At 56.0% G+C, this 20,281-nt stretch carries 15 protein-coding genes; 7 read left to right on the top strand and 8 right to left on the bottom strand.

Annotated elements, in window-relative coordinates; translation table 11 throughout:
- Window positions 1-16 precede the first annotated feature (16 nt).
- The 4 genes from fliI to fliF are packed head-to-tail and all read right to left on the bottom strand — an operon-like array spanning window position 17 to window position 4,760.
- Window positions 17-1,387 carry a flagellar protein export ATPase FliI gene (fliI, locus tag ACOYA6_RS10215; protein ID WP_139563187.1) on the bottom strand — a complete coding sequence of 457 codons (1,371 nt, stop codon included), beginning with the start codon at window positions 1,385-1,387 and terminating at the stop codon, window positions 17-19.
- Complete coding sequence (gene fliH / locus ACOYA6_RS10210) at window positions 1,387-2,094, bottom strand: flagellar assembly protein FliH (RefSeq protein ID WP_039032559.1); 708 nt, start codon at window positions 2,092-2,094, stop codon at window positions 1,387-1,389. Before fliH ends, fliI begins: the two co-directional genes overlap by 1 nt.
- Complete coding sequence (gene fliG, locus ACOYA6_RS10205; protein ID WP_039032560.1) at window positions 2,087-3,082, bottom strand: flagellar motor switch protein FliG; 996 nt, start codon at window positions 3,080-3,082, stop codon at window positions 2,087-2,089. The genes fliH and fliG overlap by 8 nt, the downstream gene beginning before the upstream one ends.
- On the bottom strand, window positions 3,075-4,760 hold the full coding sequence (gene fliF, locus ACOYA6_RS10200) for a flagellar basal-body MS-ring/collar protein FliF (protein ID WP_039032561.1): 1,686 nt from the start codon (window positions 4,758-4,760) through the stop codon (window positions 3,075-3,077). Before fliF ends, fliG begins: the two co-directional genes overlap by 8 nt.
- A 227-nt stretch (window positions 4,761-4,987) precedes the next feature.
- Between fliF and fliE the strand changes: the two genes are divergently transcribed.
- Both fliE and yedD read left to right on the top strand, forming a co-directional pair.
- Window positions 4,988-5,302 carry a flagellar hook-basal body complex protein FliE gene (gene fliE, locus ACOYA6_RS10195; protein ID WP_039032562.1) on the top strand — a complete coding sequence of 105 codons (315 nt, stop codon included), beginning with the start codon at window positions 4,988-4,990 and terminating at the stop codon, window positions 5,300-5,302.
- Between the two features lie 68 nt (window positions 5,303-5,370).
- On the top strand, window positions 5,371-5,784 hold the full coding sequence (gene yedD, locus ACOYA6_RS10190; RefSeq protein WP_039032563.1) for a lipoprotein YedD: 414 nt from the start codon (window positions 5,371-5,373) through the stop codon (window positions 5,782-5,784).
- Between the two features lie 44 nt (window positions 5,785-5,828).
- On the opposite strand, the gene amyA is transcribed toward yedD, so the two are convergent.
- The 4 genes from amyA to fliD form a co-directional block, all read right to left on the bottom strand.
- Window positions 5,829-7,316 carry an alpha-amylase gene (gene amyA / locus ACOYA6_RS10185; RefSeq protein ID WP_039032564.1) on the bottom strand — a complete coding sequence of 496 codons (1,488 nt, stop codon included), beginning with the start codon at window positions 7,314-7,316 and terminating at the stop codon, window positions 5,829-5,831.
- A gap of 102 nt (window positions 7,317-7,418) precedes the next feature.
- The gene (gene fliT, locus ACOYA6_RS10180; protein ID WP_039032565.1) at window positions 7,419-7,778 is read right to left on the bottom strand and encodes a flagella biosynthesis regulatory protein FliT; all 360 of its coding nucleotides are present in this window, start codon (window positions 7,776-7,778) and stop codon (window positions 7,419-7,421) included.
- Window positions 7,778-8,188 (bottom strand): flagellar export chaperone FliS, encoded by a 411-nt coding sequence (fliS, locus tag ACOYA6_RS10175; protein WP_039032566.1) that lies wholly within the window; start codon window positions 8,186-8,188, stop codon window positions 7,778-7,780. The genes fliT and fliS overlap by 1 nt, the downstream gene beginning before the upstream one ends.
- A gap of 24 nt (window positions 8,189-8,212) precedes the next feature.
- Window positions 8,213-9,616, bottom strand: a complete 1,404-nt coding sequence (gene fliD / locus ACOYA6_RS10170) for a flagellar filament capping protein FliD (protein WP_039032567.1) — start codon at window positions 9,614-9,616, stop codon at window positions 8,213-8,215.
- Window positions 9,617-9,851: 235 nt separating this feature from the next.
- Here fliD and ACOYA6_RS10165 point away from each other — a divergent pair, with 235 nt between their 5' ends.
- The 5 genes from ACOYA6_RS10165 to ACOYA6_RS10145 all read left to right on the top strand — a co-directional run bounded on the left by ACOYA6_RS10165 (window position 9,852) and on the right by ACOYA6_RS10145 (window position 20,228).
- The gene (locus tag ACOYA6_RS10165; RefSeq protein WP_422654631.1) at window positions 9,852-10,787 is read left to right on the top strand and encodes a flagellin N-terminal helical domain-containing protein; all 936 of its coding nucleotides are present in this window, start codon (window positions 9,852-9,854) and stop codon (window positions 10,785-10,787) included.
- 223 nt (window positions 10,788-11,010) lie between these two features.
- Window positions 11,011-11,916: a flagellin N-terminal helical domain-containing protein gene (locus ACOYA6_RS10160; protein ID WP_422654630.1), complete on the top strand. Its 906-nt coding sequence runs from the start codon at window positions 11,011-11,013 to the stop codon at window positions 11,914-11,916.
- Between the two features lie 182 nt (window positions 11,917-12,098).
- Window positions 12,099-13,004, top strand: coding sequence for a flagellin N-terminal helical domain-containing protein (locus ACOYA6_RS10155; protein ID WP_422654629.1), 906 nt, complete (start codon window positions 12,099-12,101; stop codon window positions 13,002-13,004).
- Between the two features lie 174 nt (window positions 13,005-13,178).
- Window positions 13,179-16,817, top strand: coding sequence for a glycosyltransferase (locus ACOYA6_RS10150; RefSeq protein ID WP_422654628.1), 3,639 nt, complete (start codon window positions 13,179-13,181; stop codon window positions 16,815-16,817).
- An 18-nt stretch (window positions 16,818-16,835) separates the two neighbouring features.
- The gene (locus ACOYA6_RS10145) at window positions 16,836-20,228 is read left to right on the top strand and encodes a glycosyltransferase (protein ID WP_422654627.1); all 3,393 of its coding nucleotides are present in this window, start codon (window positions 16,836-16,838) and stop codon (window positions 20,226-20,228) included.
- Window positions 20,229-20,281: the final 53 nt, after the last annotated feature.

The raw sequence follows: 20,281 nt of genomic DNA, 5'->3' as shown, positions 1-20,281 counted from the left end.
TTCGCCCTCTACCTGGTTACGCCTGCGGGAAGATCATCTCCAGAGCCTGGATCGAGCTTTCCCAGTCGGCTTTTTCAAAAATACCCTGCTGCAGATACGCCTCCAGGTGCGGCCACAGGGCAATCGCCTTGTCGAGCATCGGGTCGCTGCCTTTGGCATAGGCCCCGACGCTGACCAGATCGCGGTTGCGCTGGAAGCTGGAGAGCAGCTGCTTGAAGTTACGCACCCGGGCGTAATGCTTCTCGGAGATCAGAGCCGTCATCGCACGGCTGATCGAGGCTTCAATATCAATCGCCGGGTAGTGGCCCGCTTCGGCCAGGCGGCGCGACAGAACGATATGGCCGTCGAGGATCGCACGCGCCGAGTCGGCAATCGGATCCTGCTGGTCATCGCCTTCGGTCAGAACCGTGTAAAACGCGGTAATCGAGCCCCCGCCGCTGATGCCGTTACCCGCGCGCTCGACCAGCGCCGGTAATTTGGCAAACACCGACGGCGGATAACCTTTGGTGGCAGGTGGTTCGCCGATGGCCAGGGCGATCTCACGCTGGGCCATCGCATAACGGGTCAGGGAGTCCATGATCAGCAGCACGTGCTGACCCCGGTCGCGGAAATCTTCGGCGATACGGGTAGCATAGGCGGCACCCTGCATACGCAGCAGGGGAGAGACGTCCGCCGGGGCGGCAATCACTACCGAGCGGGCACGCCCTTCGGGCCCGAGGATGTTCTCGATAAAATCTTTCACTTCACGGCCACGCTCGCCAATCAGCCCCACCACGATAACGTCGGCCTGGGTATAGCGAGCCATCATCCCGAGCAGCACCGATTTGCCGACGCCGGAGCCGGCAAACAGGCCCATACGCTGGCCGCGACCGACGGTCAGCAGGGCGTTGATCGGGCGCACGCCGGTATCCAGCACATGCTCGATCGGCGTTCGTTGTAACGGGTTGAAGGGCTGGGTTACCAGCGCGCCGGTCTCGGTGGTATCGGGCGCGGGCAGGCCGTCCAGCGGTTTACCTCCGCCGTCCAGCACGCGTCCGAGCAGCGCCGGGCCGAGCGGCAGTTGTTTGCCGCTGTGCAGTCCGTCGCCGGATAAATTTTTGGCATACACCCGCGCGCCGGGCAGAACCCCTTCGACCTCTTCCAGCGGCATCAGGAACAGGCGCTGGCCGTTAAAGCCGACCACTTCACTCTCGACTTCGCGGATCTCGTTCCCGTCTGGCCGCTCAATAATGCAGGTGGCCCCCAACGGCAGCTGAAGGCCCGTGGCTTCCAGCACCAGGCCGGTGGCGCGGGTTAAGCGGCCATAGCGACGCACGGCGGGCAGCTGCGCCATCTTCGTTTCAAAGTTGTCGAGGGTGTTGAGCCAGCGGGTGAGGCGTGCGGTCATCAGATGACTCCCGGTGCCGCCAGGCGGCACAGTTCCTGCCAGCGGGTGGCTACGCTGGCATCCAGATCCCCTTCATCGGCGGAGACTTTACATCCGCCGTGATGCAGGGTCGGATCGCCGCGCAGACGCCAGCCGTGCAGGCTCAGGGTCGCGCCGAGCATCTCTTCCACGCGCTGCAGATCGTCCGGGTGAACGCGCAGCTGCGGTTTGCCGCTGAACAGCGGCTCCTGTTGCAACAGCCCCTGGATCTGTTTGATCAGCGACGAATTATCTACCGGCGGCGTGTGGCCGATCACCTGGCGTGCCGCCTCCAGCGCCATCTGCATCAGACGCGAGGCGATAACGCTGTCCAGCGCATCAAGCGTGTTCTGGAACTCGCTCACCAGCTGCTGCATACGGGCATGGATCGGCGCCTGCTGCGAGCGCGCCTGCTCTAACCCCTGCGCCAGGCCCTGAGCCAGACCTTCCTGATAGCCCTGATCCTGACCTTTCTGCCGGCCTTCGTTCAGCCCGGCAGCATAGCCCTGATCGTGCGCCTGCATCTGGATCTGTGCCAGCTGCTGCGCGCGCTGCTCCTCTTCGCTTAATTCGGGCGCGTCGTCGTCCTCGCCGGGTTCGGCAGGGGCGACGCTCGCGGGCACAAATTCCGCGCGGGGAGGGGAGAGGTCATCCGGCGTCCAGACCTTCCACGGCAGTTCATCAGACATAGGTATCCTCGCCGCTGCCTACCACCATCTCGCCGGTTTCGGCCAGACGACGCACAATAAGCAGGATTGCTTTCTGTTCGTTTTCCACCTGAGACAGACGCACCGGACCACGGTTGGCAAGGTCGTCGCGCAGGATATCCGCCGCACGCTGGGACATATTGCGCAGGAACTTCTCGCGCAGCGGCTGTTCGGCACCTTTGAGGGCGATAAGCAGCGATTCGGAGTCCACTTCCTGCAGCAGGCGCTGGATACTGCGATCGTCCACGTCGACCAGGTTTTCGAACAGGAACATCTCGTCGATAATTTTCTGCGCCAGTTCGCCGTCGAACTCGCGGACTGCGGTAATAACCGCCTCTTCCTGCTGCGTTTTCATCAGGTTGATAATTTCGGCCGCCGTTCTCACGCCGCCCATTTTGCTGCGCTTGAGGTTCTGGCCGTCGAGCAGGCCGTTCAGCACCTCGGTCAGCTCCGCCAGCGCCGCTGGCTGGACGCCGCCGAAGGTGGCGATACGCAGCATCACATCGTGACGCAGGCGTTCGTCGAACAGCGCCAGAATATCGGCCGCCTGACCCCGCTTGAGGTGAACCAGGATGGTGGCGATGATCTGCGGATGCTCGTCGCGAATAAGATCGGCAGCGGTTTGCGGCTCCATAAAGTTGAGCGTTTCGATGCCGCTGGCGGTGTCGCGGGTCTCGAGAATATCTTCCAGCAGGCTGGCCGCGCGCTCTTCGCCGAGCGCTTTGACCAGCACCGAACGCAGGTATTCGTTGGCGTTGACGTTGAGCGCCGCGAACTGTTCCGCTTCCTGCTCAAACTCTGCCAGCACCTCGGTCAGCTGTTTGTTGGAGATCTGGCGCACGTTGGCCATCGCCGCGCTGAGAACCTGTACTTCGCGCTGGGAGAGGTGTTTGAACACCTCTGCCGCCCGGTCCTCGCCAATGGTCATCAGCAGGATGACGCTTTTATCCGTTCCGGTAAGGTTACTCATTTTCTGTACTCATCCACTGGCGAATGACCAGCGCCACGACGCGCGGATCGTTATCTGACATTTCGCGAATACGCTGGCTCATCACTTCAGCGCCCATGCGCTGGTTAGCACGGCGCTGCTGCATCTGTTCGTCTTTGCTGAGGCGGACTTCCACCGCTTCTTCTGTTTCCTGACGCAGCATGGTCTGCTCTTTCAGCGCTTTCGCTTCCTCTGCGCGACGGACGATCTGCGGACGTACCGCTTTACGCCACAGCAGCCAGGCGACAATCACCACCAGCAGCCAGCGACCGGCTTCCAGCATCTGCTCGATAAACGACTGGGTTTTCCAGAACGGCAGCTCGCCGCTGGTATCGTCAACCGCGCTGAACGGCGAGTTCACGACGTTTAAGGTATCGCCACGCTTCTCGGAGTAACCCATGGCTTCACGGGTCAGGTTTTCGATCTGTTTCATCTGCTCGGCGGTCAGCGGCAGCGGCTTACCGTCCGGCAGGGTTTTGTAGTTGACGACCACCGCCACGGAGAGACGCTGCACATCGCCGGTGTTCATTTTGGTGTGGCGAATGGTGCGATCGACTTCGTAGTTAGTGGTTTCGTTGCGGCTGCTGGTGCGCGGACCGGAATTCGCGGCCGACGCCGTTTGCTGCTGCTGTTGGTTCGCCTGTTGGCCGTTCTGCTGGTTCTGTGCCGGGGCGTTAATGGGCGCGGTGTTAGCCGGGGCAGGCTGGTTGGAGAGCGCGCCCGGCACGCCGCCAGGATTTGGCCCGCCGACCTGCAGGTTTTCATTCACCTGACGCGAGCGCATGACCGCCTGGGCGGCATCGCCGTTCGGACGATATTGCTCTTCGGTCTGCTCTTTATCGGAGAAATCGATCTGCGCGGTGACCTGGGCATGCACGTTAGCTGTCCCGACAATCGGGCCCAGAATCGCTTCGATGCGGCTCTGAACGCGATTTTCCACGTCGGTGGCATATTTCAGCTGCGCGTCATTCAGATCGCGATCGCCGTTATTGGATTTGGTTAACAGGCGGCCCATCTGATCCACCAGGGTCACGTTACCCGGCGGTAAACCCGCCACGGCGCTGGAGACCAGATGCACCACCGCGCTAATCTGCCCTTCATCCAGCGCGCGGCCAGGCTGCAGGTTAACGGTGACGGAAGCCGACGGGGCTTTTTGTTCACGCACAAACAGCGTCGGTTTTGGCATGGCCAGGTGAACACGGGCGCTCTTCAGCGGGCCCAGCGTTTCGATGGTGCGGGCCAGTTCTCCTTCCAGCGCGCGCTGGTAGTTAACCTGCTCGCTGAACTGGCTGATACCGAATTTTTCCTGATCCAGCAGCTCAAAGCCTACCGCGCCGCCTTTCGGCAGCCCTTGCTGGGCAAGACGTAAGCGGAGTTCATGAACTTTATCGGCAGGGACTTCCAGCGCGCCGCCGTTATCCGCGAAGCGGTAAGGGACGTTCATCTGGGTTAACTGGGTGACGATAGCGCCGCCATCCTGGTCAGAGAGGTTGCTGAACAGGGTGCGGTAGTCAGGTTGTTTGGCCCATAAGACCATAGCGACCACAATAGCGATGGCGGCAGCACCTGCCACGATCAATGGCACTTTAGGGTTCGCGCGCAGGCGGCTCATCCATTCGAGAGATTTAGTTTGAGGGCCTGATGTTGCTGACGCAGTCATAGCGCACCTCGTGACTCATCGTGGATTTCATTATTGGTGTGGAGAAACAAAACAGACTCCCGGGTCGGCAAACACAACAAAAATTCCATAATCATGGCCGTGCCATTATTTGATGAATCGGGAATTTCTATGCGTCAAATAACCTGGTTTTTTATCGCTATTTAGCGCCTTTATCTCATTGACAGACTGCTACTCTTGAGCGCGTAAAAAACCATCAGGGGAAAGTCATGGCAATACAGGGGATTGAAGGCGTCATCAGCCAGCTTCAGGCAACGGCAATGACCGCCCGGAATCAGAACGTGGCTGACGTGCAGTCAACCGTCAGCTTCGCGGGCCAGCTGCATGCGGCGCTGGACCGGATCAGCGACACGCAAACCGCGGCGCGCGTGCAGGGCGAAAAATTCACTATGGGCGCGCCGGGCATCGGGCTGAACGATGTGATGACCGATTTACAAAAAGCGTCGGTGTCGATGCAGATGGGCATCCAGGTGCGTAACAAGCTGATGCAGGCGTACCAGGACGTGATGAGTATGCAGGTTTAGTCCTTCTGGTGCTGGCGACGCGACGGCTTTAATGCCACACTATTTTTTTCTCCGTACATGGAATCATGATGAAAAAAATAGCAATTATGGCGGGGCTGCTGGCGTTAACCGGCTGTGTGCAGGTCGATAAATATCAGGACGTGATCAAGCATCCTGTCCCGGCGGAACTGGCGGGGTACTGGCAGTCGAAAGGGCCGCAAAGCAGCCTGGTCAGCCCGGAAGCGATGGCGACGCTGGTGGTGACGCAAGAAGGGGATACCCTGGATTGCCGTCAGTGGCAGCGGGTAGTGGCTGTACCGGGGAAAATCATGCTGCGTTCTGACGATTTTTATAACGTCACCCGCAAGCTGGATATTTATCCGCTGGAGCGTGAAGGCTCGGCCATCGAGTATGACGGGATGATCCTGCAGCGCGTCGATCGTCCTACCGTCGAGTGCGCCGCTTACCTCAGTAAAAATCCGCTCGAAAGCAAGTTGCCGTAACGATCTGCAGACCGGGCAGGCGCAGCGCCGCCCGGCTTTACCGCTTACAACACCGCCTCCAGTACCCACACGCTGACGCTGCCACCGTTGCAGGTAAAGACGCCGGTGCCGGTTTCGTCAGTGGTCACGATCTCCTCCCGGTTGCCGAGAAAATCTTTCCAGCTCTTGTTGCCGTAGTTGTCCCCAAGCGCGATCGTTTTTTCGCCCTCATCGCCGTTAGAGAGCACCACCACGCAGCCGGGATCGTCGTCGGTGCCGCTGCGGCTGAAGGCGATACAGTTAGGGTGATCGAACCACAGGGTCTGGATGCCGTGTGCAAAGCGCTGGCGGGCGAGGATCAGCTGGTCGAGCTGCTCGATCACCGGCATGTCGATGTGGTACGTCTCGCCATCACCGCCGGTGTCGTCGTAGCTGGCACCATACAGGTCGGGGTAAAAGACGCTGGGCACGCCGTTTTCACGCAGCAAAATCAGGGCATAGGCCAGCGGCTTAAACCAGGCTTCGACCGGGGCTTCCAGCGCCTGTAGAGGCTGGGTGTCGTGGTTTGCAACCAGCGTCACCGCATGGAACGGATCGGCCTCCACCAGCGTGCCGGTGAAGATTTGGCTCATGTCGTAATCCCGACCCTGTCGCGAGGCTTCGTGAAACTTCATGTGCAGCGGGGCGTCGAAGAGCATGGTTTTGCCTTCAACCTGATCGATATACTGCTGCAGTTTATCGACATCATGCGACCAGTATTCCGCCACGATAAACAGCGGCTTCGGCGCGACCTCCTGCACATGTTCGATCCACTCTTTATAGAACCAGGCCGGAATATGTTTCACTGCATCCAGACGGAAGCCGTCGCACTGGGTCTGTTCCATCGCCCAGCGCGCCCAGTATTTGATCTCCTCGGTTACCGCACGGTTACGAAAATCGATGTTTTCGCCCATCAGGTAGTCAAAATTCCCCATCTCGTTATCGACCTGATCGTTCCAGCCGTCGCCGGTGTAATCATTGACGATCTTAAAGACGCCATTTTCCTCAGGATTTTCGATATGGTCGATGCCGCTGAAGCATTTGTAATCCCAGATAAACTCTGAGTACTTTCCGGCGCGAACGGGGAAGGTGTAGCGGGTCCAGGCTTCGCATTCAATAATCTCGTCATCGATCTGATTGCGATCGTCGGCGTTGACGCGCTGAACGCGGATGGACTCTTTCTCATCGGCGCCCATTTTGTGGTTCACCACCACGTCCAACAGCACTGCGATGTCGTTGCGTTTCAGCGCGTCGATAGCGGCCAGCAGCTGGTTTTTGTCACCGTATTTGGTGGGAATAGATCCTTTTTGATCGAACTCGCCGAGATCGAAAAGATCGTAGCAGTCGTAACCCACAGAGTAGCCGCCGGTAGCGCCTTTATAGGCCGGGGGCAGCCAGACCATGTTGATACCGATCTCGTTTAAGCCGTCGGCACGCTCGGCCACTTCCGGCCAGAGTTTACTGCCTTCAGGGTAATACCAATGGAAGAACTGCAAAAGGGTGGGGTTTTTCATCTTCCGTGCTCCAGTTTAAGAACACAGAGAGTATGAGCGAGACGGAAGAAGTTAGCGGGTGAAATAGTGAAATATATTCACCCGCCTGTAATCAACCCCCGTTCAGATATCCGCGGGGAAAAGAATATTGCCAGAGAGACGTCCATAAGTTGCATTCAGATTATGTTGTCGGGAAGAGTGCCCAACCAAAGTTCTCAGCTCGTCCATACGCTGTTGCAGCAAGGCTTTAAGCTCAATTTCATTGTCGAGGATCTGACGCAGCATCGGGCGTATTTGCGCCTGTATGTGCGGCGCAATTTCATTCGCATCCTGAAACTGTGTTAGCTTTTCAACGGCGGTCAGATATTTCACTTCAAAAGTAATCAGCTCATCCCAGCGCCCTGATTTTGACAGGGCCAGCATCGAGGCGCTGGTGGTTAGCAGTTGCTGATAGTGTTGGAGCAATCCCAGATTGGCTTCCATTAGTAATTGTCCCGGATATGTTGAGAATTGGGGCCTATCTCTTTCCAGGCATCAGCGATGTTATTGAGTAACCCCGCCACTTCATTAATGGCATCAATGTCATTATGAATATTGGCCTGTAAAAGACGTCGGGTCATGTAGTCGTAGAGGCTGTCCAGATTGGTGGTTAACTCACCACCAACCTCGTGATTCAGCCCTGACTGCAGACCATTACTGATAATATTGATGGCTTTGCCCAGCGCCTGCCCTTTACCGGGAATATCACCTTGCTCAATCAAAATAATGGCTTTTTTCATGGCGCTTAACGCGCCATCAAAAAGTAATACCACCAGTTGATGCGGGCTGGCACTCAGGACGGCACTCTCTACGCTAACCTGCGCATAGGCCTGAATTCCCGATTTTGTATACATCGTAAAACCTCAACTCATCATTCATTAACTGTTCATGGCGTTGAACTGTTGGGTCAGATAGCTCCCGGTTTGATCCATGGAAGAGACCAGCTGACTCAAACTGGTGAACTGCGTTTTGTAGCGCGCCATGGTGGCGGTAATCTGTGCGTTAACACGGTCGTACTGATCGGACAGGTTTTTCAGCGTCTTATTGATACCATCGGTGGCACTCTTGACCGAACCCTCTGTCCCTAACATGTCTTTCAGCAGGTTGCTGGTCTGGGTCGCTAAGCCGGTGGTTTTACCGTCACCGGACAGCAATGCAAGCACGTCGGTAGATTTTTCCGTCAGGGCTTTCCCTAACTTGGTGCTGTCCACGGTCAGCTTACCGTTTACATCCTGGGTAATACCCAACTGCGACAGCGAAGACAGAGAACCGGAACCTTGTGTAGCCGAGACCGCAGAACGCAGGCGCGTCTGGATATTACGCAGCGTGCCATCGCCCAGCAGATCGCCGTTGCTCGTGTCCTGAGAACCATCGCCCTGTTTAACCGCGGTATATTTGGTCTGGTTGCCGATGGTGGTCTGCAACGAGTTATACGCATCGACAAACGCCTGGATCGCATCGGTCATCGGCTGGTTGTCTTTCACTATCGACAAGGTTTCCGGGCTGCCGACGTTAGTTTTGGTCAGGTTGAGCGTCACGCCTTCTGGGGCATCGGTAATGGCGTTGCTGCTACGGGTGATCTTGATGCCATTGATATTGACGATGGCATCGGCGGCCGCGACCTGAACCTTCATTCCCGTTGATGAATCGAGCGGATCGTGGCTGATATATTTCGCCAGTTCACTGTCATCGGTGGTGATCGTCATTTCATTGGCGACACCGCTGTCACGTGAGGTCAGTGACAGATAGTAACTGTTGTCATCCGCTTTAATGATGCTGGCGGTGACGCTTCCCTGCTTGGCGTTAATCGCGTCACGCACATCCGCAAGGCTGGTCTTGTCGCTGGCCAGCGTTACCGTCAGCGGATCTTTCTGACCCGGCTGCGTGATGGTGATGGTGCGCGAGCTCATGCTGCTGTCGCCCAGATCGGTATCTTTGCTGGCAACTTTCGGGCTCAGCAGCGTCTGCGCGGCTGCCAGCTGCGTCACTTCTACCGAGTAAGAACCGGCTGAGGCACTGCTCGCCAGCGTCGCACTGAATGCGGTATTGGTGCTGGTCACTTTGGACTGCGCGATAGCAGAGGTATTTTTCAGCGCGTCTGAAGCAGTTTGTAACTTGGTCAGTGCAGTCTGAACTACGCCCCATGCGGTCAACTTCGCTTTATAAGAGGTCTGCTGCTGCGTAATCGGCGTGAGTTTGGTCTGCTCGGCTGTCTGTAAATTGTCATACAACGTATTGAGATCCAGACTGGTACCTGCGCCGAGTGAGCTAATACTTGCCATTTTTTCATCCTTTATTGAGACAATCGCTGGATGCTCTATCGGCAGAAATTGCAAAAAGATTAGCGTTTTTTTATCGTTTTCAATGCGGAAATAAAGCGGAAAAATAGCGGGCAGTTTGTCCTTTTAAAAAAATGATCTTTTTTCTAAAGGTTGGAAAGGGGAGGTCGATAATCAGGTTAGCGGCGAGAAAGCCGTAGGCAGATGCCTGAATCTAAAACTTTTAAAGGAATACATCATGGCTGTTATTAATACTAACACCTTGTCTCTGATGACTCAGAACAACCTGAGCAAATCTCAGTCAACTCTGGGTACCGCAATCGAGCGTCTGTCCTCCGGCCTTCGTATCAACAGCGCAAAAGATGACGCAGCGGGCCAGGCGATTGCTAACCGCTTCACCTCCAATATCAACGGTCTGAACGTTGCTGCACGTAACGCCAACGACGGTATCTCCCTGGCGCAGACCGCTGAAGGCGCGCTGAGCGAAATCAACAACAACCTGCAGCGCGTTCGTGACCTGACCGTTCAGGCGCAGAACAGCTCCAACTCCGCGTCCGACATCGACTCCATCCAGGCTGAAGTTAACCAGCGTATGGAAGAGATCAACCGCGTAACCAAGCAGACCGACTTTAACGGCATCAAAGTGCTGGACACCGGTTCCGGCTCTGCAAGCTACAGCTTCCAGGTTGGCTCTAAAGATTCTGAGACTATCGCGATCAAACTGAGCTCAAGCGACAGCTACAACCTGGCAGCTGCAGGCCAGTCCGGTACTACCCTGAACACCAAAACCATGGCTTCTGGCACCGATGTCGTTAACGGCAACGCACGTACTACTGCGGCAGAAGGCTTCGACGTTCTGAAAGGTAAAGTGACCGGTGGTACTGGTGGTACTGCTGCAGGTACTACCCCGCTGAAAGATATCGATGCGGCAATCAAAGCGGTTGATGACCAGCGTAGCCTGCTGGGTGCGTCTCAGAACCGTTTTGAGTCCACCATCACCAACCTGAACAACACCGTGAACAACCTGTCTGCTGCCCGCAGCCGTATTCAGGACTCTGACTACGCAACCGAAGTGTCGAACATGTCCCGCGCGCAGATCCTGCAGCAGGCTGGCTCTTCTGTTCTGGCCCAGGCCAACCAGGTTCCACAGACTATGCTGTCTCTGCTGCGTTAATTATTTTTTAACGCCATGCTTAAAAGCGCCGCTTGTCGGCGCTTTTTTCGTTTATAGGCCAAATTAAATTGTTAATGAGTAGTTGCTGGCTTTAATGAATCGAAATTGATCAATTTAGTTGCGAATTATATTTCAAACGATCGTTAAAGTTTGTGGGTATCTGGACGATAACTTGTATGAATTTCCACGGCGTGATTCATAATTTATTTGAAGGATACTTATCATGGCAGTAATTAACACTAACACCCTGTCTCTGATGACTCAGAACAACCTGAGCAAGTCTCAGTCCACGCTGGGTACCGCAATCGAACGTCTGTCTTCCGGTCTGCGTATCAACAGCGCAAAAGATGACGCTGCGGGCCAGGCAATTGCTAACCGCTTCACCTCCAACATTAACGGTCTGAACGTTGCAGCACGTAACGCCAACGACGGTATCTCCCTGGCGCAGACTGCTGAAGGCGCGCTGAGCGAAATCAACAACAACCTGCAGCGCGTTCGTGACCTGACCGTTCAGGCGCAGAACAGCTCCAACTCCGCGTCCGACATCGACTCCATCCAGGCTGAAGTTAACCAGCGTATGGAAGAGATCGACCGCGTGACCAAGCAGACCGACTTCAACGGCATCAAAGTGCTGAACACCGGTTCCGGCTCTGCAAGCTACAGCTTCCAGGTTGGCTCCAAAGATAGCGAAACCATCTCTATCAGCCTGAGCAAATCCAACGACTACAACCTGTTCAATGCCTCCGGTGCAACTTCCCAGACTTCTGGTCAGAGCATCAACGGCACCGCGCGTAGCACCGCTGCAGAAGGCTTCGACGTGCTGAGCGGTACCGTTAGCGCGGCAGGTGTCACCAACGGTAGCCCGCTGGCAGACATCGATGCGGCAATCAAATCGGTTGACTCTCAGCGTAGCCTGCTGGGTGCGTCTCAGAACCGTTTTGAGTCCACCATCACCAACCTGAACAACACCGTGAACAACCTGTCTGCTGCCCGCAGCCGTATTCAGGACTCTGACTACGCAACCGAAGTGTCGAACATGTCCCGCGCGCAGATCCTGCAGCAGGCTGGCTCTTCTGTTCTGGCCCAGGCCAACCAGGTTCCGCAGACCATGCTGTCCCTGCTGCGTTAATCGTCAGTTCGTCATTAAAAAGCGCTGCCGGTCAGCGCTTTTTTTCTTTTCAAATCAAAGCCAAATAAAAAATTAACATTAAAATTACTAAAGTTTGAAAGTGTCCTGTCGATAATCCTGGAGAAGGCGATGAAGCCACTGGCGCATGCCGAAACTCATGACTAATTTGAAGGATACTTATCATGGCAGTAATTAACACTAACACCCTGTCTCTGATGACTCAGAACAACCTGAGCAAATCTCAGTCAACTCTGGGTACTGCGATTGAGCGTCTGTCTTCCGGTCTGCGTATCAACAGCGCAAAAGATGACGCAGCGGGCCAGGCGATTGCTAACCGCTTCACCTCCAACATCAACGGTCTGAACGTTGCTGCACGTAACGCCAACGACGGTATCTCCCTGGCGCAGACCGCTGAAGGCGCGCTGAGCGAAATCAACAACAACTTACAGCGTGTACGTGACCTGACCGTTCAGGCGCAGAACAGCTCCAACTCCGCATCTGACATCGACTCCATCCAGGCTGAAGTTAACCAGCGTATGGAAGAGATCGACCGCGTGACCAAGCAGACCGACTTCAACGGCATCAAAGTGCTGAACACCGGTACCGGCTCTGCAAGCTACAGCTTCCAGGTTGGCTCCAAAGATAGCGAAACCATCTCTATCAGCCTGAGCAAATCTAACGACTACAACCTGTTCAACGCCTCCGGTGCAACTTCCCAGACTTCTGGTCAGAGCATCAACGGCACCGCGCGTAGCACAGCTGCAGAAGGCTTCGACGTGCTGAGCGGTACTGTTTCTTCCGGTGGTACCACCAACGGTAGCCCGCTGGCAGACATCGATGCGGCAATCAAATCAGTTGATAACCAGCGTAGCCTGCTGGGTGCGTCTCAGAACCGTTTCGAGTCCACCATCACCAACCTGAACAACACCGTGAACAACCTGTCTGCTGCCCGCAGCCGTATTCAGGATTCTGACTACGCAACCGAAGTGTCGAACATGTCCCGCGCGCAGATCCTGCAGCAGGCTGGCTCTTCTGTTCTGGCCCAGGCCAACCAGGTTCCGCAGACCATGCTGTCCCTGCTGCGTTAATTTTCAAAACGCGCACAAAAGGCATCTTCGGATGCCTTTTTTTATGCCCAATCGTCAGATTTAACCCCGTTTCGTTCCCCTCCTTTTCCTCTCAATTTTTTCGTTTCAGCGCAAAATATCGTATTACCGAAAATAGGCCTGGAAGCGTCTCTCCCCTGACGTTGAGGACAAAAAATGCCTGGAATTTTGATTAGCGTTGACAAGTTTGACGCCTGGTCCCCCGCTACCACGGAAATCATCGACATTACCGACGCGCTGCTTGCAAAAGAGTGGCACGTTACGTTATGCACCTCCTCAGCCGGCAAACTGCTGCAGCCCGAACTGGATCGGTTAGCGGGCGATCCGCATTTTCAGGCGATCACGGACGCCAGCGGCGAACCAGGATCCCGTTACGATCTGATCTGGATCGTGAAAGGCTTTTTCAGTGAAAAATTACTGACCGCGCTCACGACGCAACGCACGACCGGGGCGTTTATTTTCCGTCACTACACCGATTACAACGACGTTTATATCCCCTGGGGTGCAGAGCTTGAAAACAGGCTGGCGAGCGAGGTACTGGGACTGTGCGAACTGAGCCATCCTGTGCTTGTGCAAACGGGCATTGAGGAGAGCAAGTTGCGCATCGTACCCTGGATGATCCCGTCTCATTTTGCGGAGGTTGCGCGAGCCACGCCTGCACGTCCCCTGCAAAAAATGCTCTATATTGCCGAAACGATGTCTGCGGAGATGTATGAAGTCCAGCAGCACGCAGCCCGGGCAAATATTCAGTTTGAATGGCTTGATATGTCTCAGCAGTCGCGGCGTATTGAACCTGATTGGCTCGCGGGGTATGACGTGGTTATCGCCACGGACCAACATGCGGCCAGGGCGCTGACGCTCGGCATACCGGTGTTTCTGGCACTGAATGGTTACGTTGAAGGCTATCTGAATGATGACAATCTGCCTCGCTACGAACGCAATGCATTTTCCGGGGCTTCGCTGCGTTTTTGCCCGGGTGCGGAAGAGTGGATTGAGCTATTAACCACGGGTTATGAGCGGGCAGCGGAGTGGGCGCAAAGCCACCGTCAGACATTTTTAAATCGCTGGGCTCTCGATCTGCACCTCTCACGACTGCTCACCGATCTGCCTGAGTTGACAGAGCACAGGCTGACGGAAAAAGAGCGTTACGCCTTATCGTTCCACAGTAAGGCAATGCTGGCCCAGCAAGACAGGCAGTACTCCATTCCTCGCTGGCTCGACGATCGTAAAATCACCTCTGCGCGCCGTGAAGCGCTGCACTCCTTTGCTCAGGCTTTGCCCGAACAGGCCAGCATAGGGGTGGTGGTGATTGCGCGTGACGAGCAGAGCGAAGCGTGCCAGCGCACGCTGGCCTCCCTTGCTGCTCAGACACTGGCGGTGCAGTCGCTTGATGTGGTTCCGTCATACGCCGACGTCAATTTACTGCTTGAGCATCGTGATGCTCGTATGTTGCTGCTTATCCCTGAGGGATTCACCCTGTTGGATGATGCGCTGCTGCGTTTTATGGAGCAGGCCATCAATAAGCCAGATGCCAGTGCATTTTATTGTGATGAAATGACACACCAGGAGAGCAGCGAGCCGCTGGTGGTGCTGCGTCCGGGAGTCAATATTGACCTGCTGCGAGGCCAGCCTTACATCGGCCAGGTGATACTATTTAACCGGGAACATGCGAAAGAAGCGGGTGGCATTGACATGCGCTATCCCGAAGCCGCACCGATCGATCTGATCTGGCGGTTGATTGAGAGACAGGGCGTGCCGGCGCTAGCGCATGTTCCTGAAGTGCTGGTGGAAAATCCGCAACCCGCGACGGCCTGGAGTGAGGCACCTGAGGTTGTAGCGCAGTGTCAGGCGAGCGTGCTTGGGCATCTGGCGCGACTGGGTATCTCGGCCTCCTTAGAAGCGGGGCTGGCAGAGCATCTTCCTCGTTTGCGCTACCCATTGAACGCTACGCCACTGGTTTCGATCGTGATCCCGACCCGCGATCGCTTTGCGCTGATCCAGCGCTGTATTGAAAGCCTGATGGAAAAAACGCGCTACACGCGTTATGAGCTGTTGATAGTCGATAACCAGTCAGTTGACGACGATGCCTGTCGCTTTCTGAACGATCTTGCCGGACTGGGGCTCGAGCAGATTCGTGTCCTGCATTACGATGCCCCCTTTAACTTTGCTGAAATGGGGAATGCGGCGGCACAACAGGCCCGCGGCGATGTGCTGGTCTTTTTAGACAATGACTGCGAAATTATTGACGGCGACTGGCTTGAGGCTTTGCTGGAGCAGGCACTGCGCCCGGAAGTCGGGGTGGTTGGGGCACGACTGGAGTACCAGGATGGCCGGATCCAGCATGGCGGCTATCTGCTGGGCGTGCAGAATGGCGTGGAAGTGGCTTTTGATGGCGCGGATCCCCTGAGCAATGGTTTCCAGAACTACTTGAAAACGCCGCACAACGTGGCTGCCGTCAGCGGATCTTGTCTGACGATCCGTAAAGAGACCTTCTTCGCGATCAACGGCTTTACCCAGGAGCGTTACCCCATCTATTTCGCCGATGTGGATTTGGGGTTACGACTGCAGCAGCAGGGTTATATCAACGTCTGGACGCCATTCGCCCGCGTAAAGCATATGGGGGGCGCAACGCGCCTACTGGCGGGTAAATATCAGGTGCCAGAACGCCCGATGCTGGAACACTACGTGCAACTTCGCAACGAGTGGAAAACCGGTCTGCTGAACGATCCGTCGTACCATCCATTGATGCAAAAAACGGGGTCCCCGTTCACGCTGAGCGAAAACAGCGCGCGGATTCATGCCCCGCTGCCCGGTCGTCCTCTTCCGGTGGTACTGGCGCATCACGTGGACTGGAACGGGTGCGGCAACTACCGCATCATGCAGCCGTTCAGGGCGATGGAAAGCCATCTGATGATGGAAGGCGGGCTGATCAATTCTATACCCGGTGTAATGGAAGCCGCATTGCAGCAGCCAGATGTCATCGTGCTGGAGTCGCTCACCGGGAGCCGCTTCCCTGACATTATTACTCAACTGCGCAATGTTTGTGACGCCAAAATTATTGTTGAATACGATGATTTCCTGCTTAACGTGCCGTTGAAAAACGGCAACCGCAGCCATTATCCGCAACACATCGTGAAAAGCTTCCGCAAAATTCTTGAGAGCGTCGATCGGGTCGTGGTATCCACCGCGCCGCTTGCTGAGGCTTACAGTCGTTTTCATCAGGACATCCGTATCGCGCAGAACCGCCTGGCGCCCGATCTATGGGGGCATCTGCAAAGCCAACGCGGCAGCGGTAAAAAGCTGCGCGTGGGATGGGCGGGGGGAAGTACGCATACCGGTGATCTGCAGATCATCGAGCCACTCATCAAAGCGCTGGAGCACCAGGTTGAGTGGGTGTTCATGGGGATGAAGCCGCGCAACGTTCAGTGCGAATTCCACCCTGGCGTGCCCTTTGAAATGTATCCCGAAAAGCTGGCGAGCCTGAACCTCGATCTGGCGCTGGTACCGTTAGATATTAATCAGTTTAACGAGTGCAAAAGTAATTTGCGTCTGCTGGAGATTGGCACCTGCGGCGTGCCGATCATCGCGACGGATATTGCCCCTTACCGCTGTGGCCTGCCGGTGACGCTGGTAGAGAACCGATACAAAGACTGGATGAACGCCGTTCAGCTTCATTTAAATGATGCTGAATACCGCACCCAACAGGGTGATGCGCTGCGTGAAGCGGTTCAACGCGACTGGTATTTGCGCGACGGCGGGCTTGATGACTGGCGCCACGGCTGGCTGGATTTTTGATATGAAACAGGATTACTCATGATGTTTACGGCACATTATCCCTACCTGATTGCGGCTCCGGATTACCGGGAATCATCGCTGGGTATTCAGGTACTACATCGCCTTTGTCATCTCATTAACGAACGGGGCGGCAATGCCTGGATGGTGGGCTGTAAAGTTAATGATGAATGGAATGCCCCGGCGCTGACGGAAGAGGCCTATAGCCAGGTGATGTCCGGCGGGACTCCCTGGATTGCCGTCTATCCGGAGGTGACAACCGGTAACCCATTTTCTGCTCCCGTTGTTGTTCGCTATATGTTGAACCGGGAAGGGGTGATCATGGGGAATGGGATCGAGGCGGGACCGGAGGATCTCTTTTTCTGGTACCGGGCCGAATTTGCGGATAAAGAGCCTGATCCCATTATCCTGGGGATTGAGAGTTATGACCTGTCGCTTTTCGAAGATGACAATCCGGTAAAAGATAAAGATTTTCTTTATCTGAACCGTATTCCGCAATCAGTAATAGATTTTTCATTGTTACCTGAAAACATCACCATCCTTTCAATGCAAAACCCCTTGTCGCTACGTGACCTGGCCTCGCTATTGAAGCGGGGAAGGGTGCTTTATACGTATGAATCGTCAGGCACCTGTTTACTGGCAAACCTCTGTGGCTGCCCAGTGGTGGCGTTAAGCGCCCCTGGTTATGAGCAGTATGCACTGAATGAGCAGACGCTAAAGGATATCGGCGGGGCTGGATTTGGATACTCGGATTCACCGGAGTCCCTGGAGAACATACGTGCCAGCCTGCATATCGCACGTGAATTTCTGCTGAAAAAACGGCGAGCAATGGAGACACAACTCGATAACTTCCTCGCGCTGACCCAGGCGAAAGCGCAGCAGCAACATGAGGAGCAGCACCGGGCCTCTTTCGGGGGCTGGCTGGCGCATCGCACGCTCCCGCAGGCGTTGACGGCGCAGACGGTGCTACTGCACGTGATCCTCTGCCAGGATGCGCAGGAGAATGAGATTGCCGCTTCGCTCGCCTCTCTCGCGCAGCAGGGTGTTGATACGCAGTCCGTGTTGCTGGTTGCCCCCGCGTCACATATCGACGTCAGCCGCTTTAACGCCTGCTCTGTTGGGGTGAGTGAGTGGATAACGTGCATCACCCGGCTTGCCGAAGCTCAGGCGTTTGACTGGCTGCACTGCATTGACGCCGGGGCTGAATATACGCCCGCGAGCATCGGGCTGATGCGCCAGATGCTGGCAGAGGCGGGGGCGTGTCAGGCGATATTTTCCGACGAAGCCATTCGTCATGTGAACGGTGAAGTCACCCCGCTACGTAAGCCCGATTTCAATCTGGATCTGTTCCTCGCTTCGCCGCACCGCTATCTGCGCCGGGTCTGGTTCCGGCGCGAGGGCTGGCTGGCGGCGGGCGGGTTTAATCCTGACCTTCGTCACGCGTTCGAATCAGAACTGGTCATCCACTATCTGCTGGAGTGGGGCACCGGGACTATCGGCCATATCGCCGATGTGGTGACGCTTACGCCAGAAGCGATCTTCTCCCGGCACAGTCCGGAAGAAGAACAGCAGATCCTCGGCGCTTACCTGCAACGGCGTGGCTACCCTGAGGCGCAGCTGGAAAGGCAAAACAACGCCGCCTGGCGTCTGATTTATCATCCGCCACAGAACGAAACTGTCAGTATTTTACTGGATGCCGGAGACGATCCCGCGCTGCTGGTGCGCTGTATTGAAAGCCTGATGAATAACACCGACTGGCCGCACAAAGAGGTTCTGCTGGCGGTGAGTGAAAACGCCAGCGAGCCGATGCGTGACGTCATCCGTCAGATACAGGCCGTAATGCCGCTTAAGGTTCTGGTGTGCGAGGCGCAGCAGAATTACCCCAGCCGGATAAATCATCTCGAAAAAAATGCGACCGGTGACTATCTGTTATTGCTGAATCTTCATACGCTGTTTGTCCTTAAAAACTGGCTTAAGACGCTGCTGAGCCATGCGGTACGAGCCGAAGTGGGCTGCGTCGGGCCTAAAATCATCACCACCGATCAGCGTCTGTTAAGCGCTGGGGTGATTGTGGGGGCCAGGGGATGGGCAGGGCACGCAGGGCAGGGCGAGCCGTGGCAGTCAGAGGGGTATATGTCCCGCTACCAGTGCGATCAAAACTATTCGGCGTTAAGCGGCAACTGCCTGCTTATCCGACGCGATGCCTGGCAACGTATTGAGGGCCTGCCCACCGGTTATGACGATGAACATGCCATCGATATTGTGGCTTCACTGACTCTGAGTGCGTCAGGCTATCTCGCGGTCTGGACGCCATATAGCGTGGTGGCCTCCGATAATGCCCTCCTCTGTGAAGCGGTCTGCGTGAGCGAAAATCCGCAGCGTCAGCTCCTGATGGCGTCAGCTCCGCGTTATTTCACCGACGATCCGGCCTATAACCGCAATTGTGCGCTCCAAGATCCGCTCTTTGTTACTGACATCGCCCCCGCGAACTGGCTGACAAGTTTATCTCCGGCGCACTCCTGCGTGCTGCTGATAAACAATGGCGGAACGGCTGAGTACGTGCAACGTATCACTCATCTGTTTCAAATGATGGCGGCAGAGGGAGAGATCGTTCTGAAACAGGGCAGCCCGTCTCTGACCGTTCCCGATATCCTGCGCGCGGCTCCTGGCACCGTGGTGCTGACAGATGCCCCGAACGCGGCATTATCCGCGCGGCTCGTGGCAGCGAACGCAGTCGCTCCGCTGCGCGTTCTCGCCCTGGCCGACAGCGGAGGCCCGGTAAATAATGTTCCGGCACCTGATGCTGCGGTCAACCAGTGGCTTACCTGGTCGGGTGAACGTGAAATTCTGCTCGCTAAACGTAAAATGGCCGCGGTACGTCTGCCGGTACTGCTGTCGCGTGAAGATATTGCAATGCCTGACCGTGAACCCTCAGCCCGTCGACGCGTCTTGTGTATTCCTGGCTCGTTATCAGACAAAGAGCGGGAGTTTGTGGGGCGGATAATTGCGGCGACACGAGAACACCTGGACTGGGTGCTGCTGGGAAACTGGCCAAAAGCCTGGATCCCGCTGGTGGCGGAAACGGTTCGCTGGCAGGGGGAAAGGCTCTCTGGTGAACAACTGCAACGACTCCGCATTCACTCAGCCGTTCTGTTCAGGCAGAACAGCGACCATAATCGTTTTAAGGATGACTATCTCGCCGTTCAGCTTGCTGCAGGGGGCTGCCGGGTGATCGTCAGCGACGTGCCTTCGCTGCGCAATACTCTGCCGATCCTGCGTCTGAAAGCCGATCCGCAACAGTGGCAGCAGGCACTGATCAATACTGAACGAAACCCTGTTAGCGCCGACGAACTTCGCCCTTACGTCTGGGATCCGCAAAACATACCGACTGCAATTCGTACGTTGTTCATGTAAAAAAAGGCGCTCTTCGGAGCGCCTGTCATTCTTTTTGCGTCGTTCCGTATAAT

Source organism: Leclercia barmai (assembly GCF_049312895.1).
Lineage (GTDB): Bacteria > Pseudomonadota > Gammaproteobacteria > Enterobacterales > Enterobacteriaceae > Enterobacter > Enterobacter barmai.
Note: the sequence above shows the minus strand (reverse complement) of the source record. Positions and strands in the feature narration are given on the sequence as shown.

Excerpts from the sequence above, each read along its gene's own strand:
- fliG (WP_039032560.1), bottom strand. The coding sequence starts at position 3,082 with ATGAGTAACCTTACCGGAACGGATAAAAGCGTCATCCTGCTGATGACC.
- fliI (WP_139563187.1), bottom strand. The coding sequence starts at position 1,387 with ATGACCGCACGCCTCACCCGCTGGCTCAACACCCTCGACAACTTTGAA.
- fliE (WP_039032562.1), top strand. The coding sequence starts at position 4,988 with ATGGCAATACAGGGGATTGAAGGCGTCATCAGCCAGCTTCAGGCAACG.
- amyA (WP_039032564.1), bottom strand. The coding sequence starts at position 7,316 with ATGAAAAACCCCACCCTTTTGCAGTTCTTCCATTGGTATTACCCTGAA.
- ACOYA6_RS10160 (WP_422654630.1), top strand. The coding sequence starts at position 11,011 with ATGGCAGTAATTAACACTAACACCCTGTCTCTGATGACTCAGAACAAC.
- fliT (WP_039032565.1), bottom strand. The coding sequence starts at position 7,778 with ATGGAAGCCAATCTGGGATTGCTCCAACACTATCAGCAACTGCTAACC.
- fliF (WP_039032561.1), bottom strand. The coding sequence starts at position 4,760 with ATGACTGCGTCAGCAACATCAGGCCCTCAAACTAAATCTCTCGAATGG.
- fliH (WP_039032559.1), bottom strand. The coding sequence starts at position 2,094 with ATGTCTGATGAACTGCCGTGGAAGGTCTGGACGCCGGATGACCTCTCC.
- ACOYA6_RS10150 (WP_422654628.1), top strand. The coding sequence starts at position 13,179 with ATGCCTGGAATTTTGATTAGCGTTGACAAGTTTGACGCCTGGTCCCCC.
- ACOYA6_RS10155 (WP_422654629.1), top strand. The coding sequence starts at position 12,099 with ATGGCAGTAATTAACACTAACACCCTGTCTCTGATGACTCAGAACAAC.
- ACOYA6_RS10165 (WP_422654631.1), top strand. The coding sequence starts at position 9,852 with ATGGCTGTTATTAATACTAACACCTTGTCTCTGATGACTCAGAACAAC.
- fliS (WP_039032566.1), bottom strand. The coding sequence starts at position 8,188 with ATGTATACAAAATCGGGAATTCAGGCCTATGCGCAGGTTAGCGTAGAG.
- yedD (WP_039032563.1), top strand. The coding sequence starts at position 5,371 with ATGAAAAAAATAGCAATTATGGCGGGGCTGCTGGCGTTAACCGGCTGT.
- fliD (WP_039032567.1), bottom strand. The coding sequence starts at position 9,616 with ATGGCAAGTATTAGCTCACTCGGCGCAGGTACCAGTCTGGATCTCAAT.
- ACOYA6_RS10145 (WP_422654627.1), top strand. The coding sequence starts at position 16,836 with ATGATGTTTACGGCACATTATCCCTACCTGATTGCGGCTCCGGATTAC.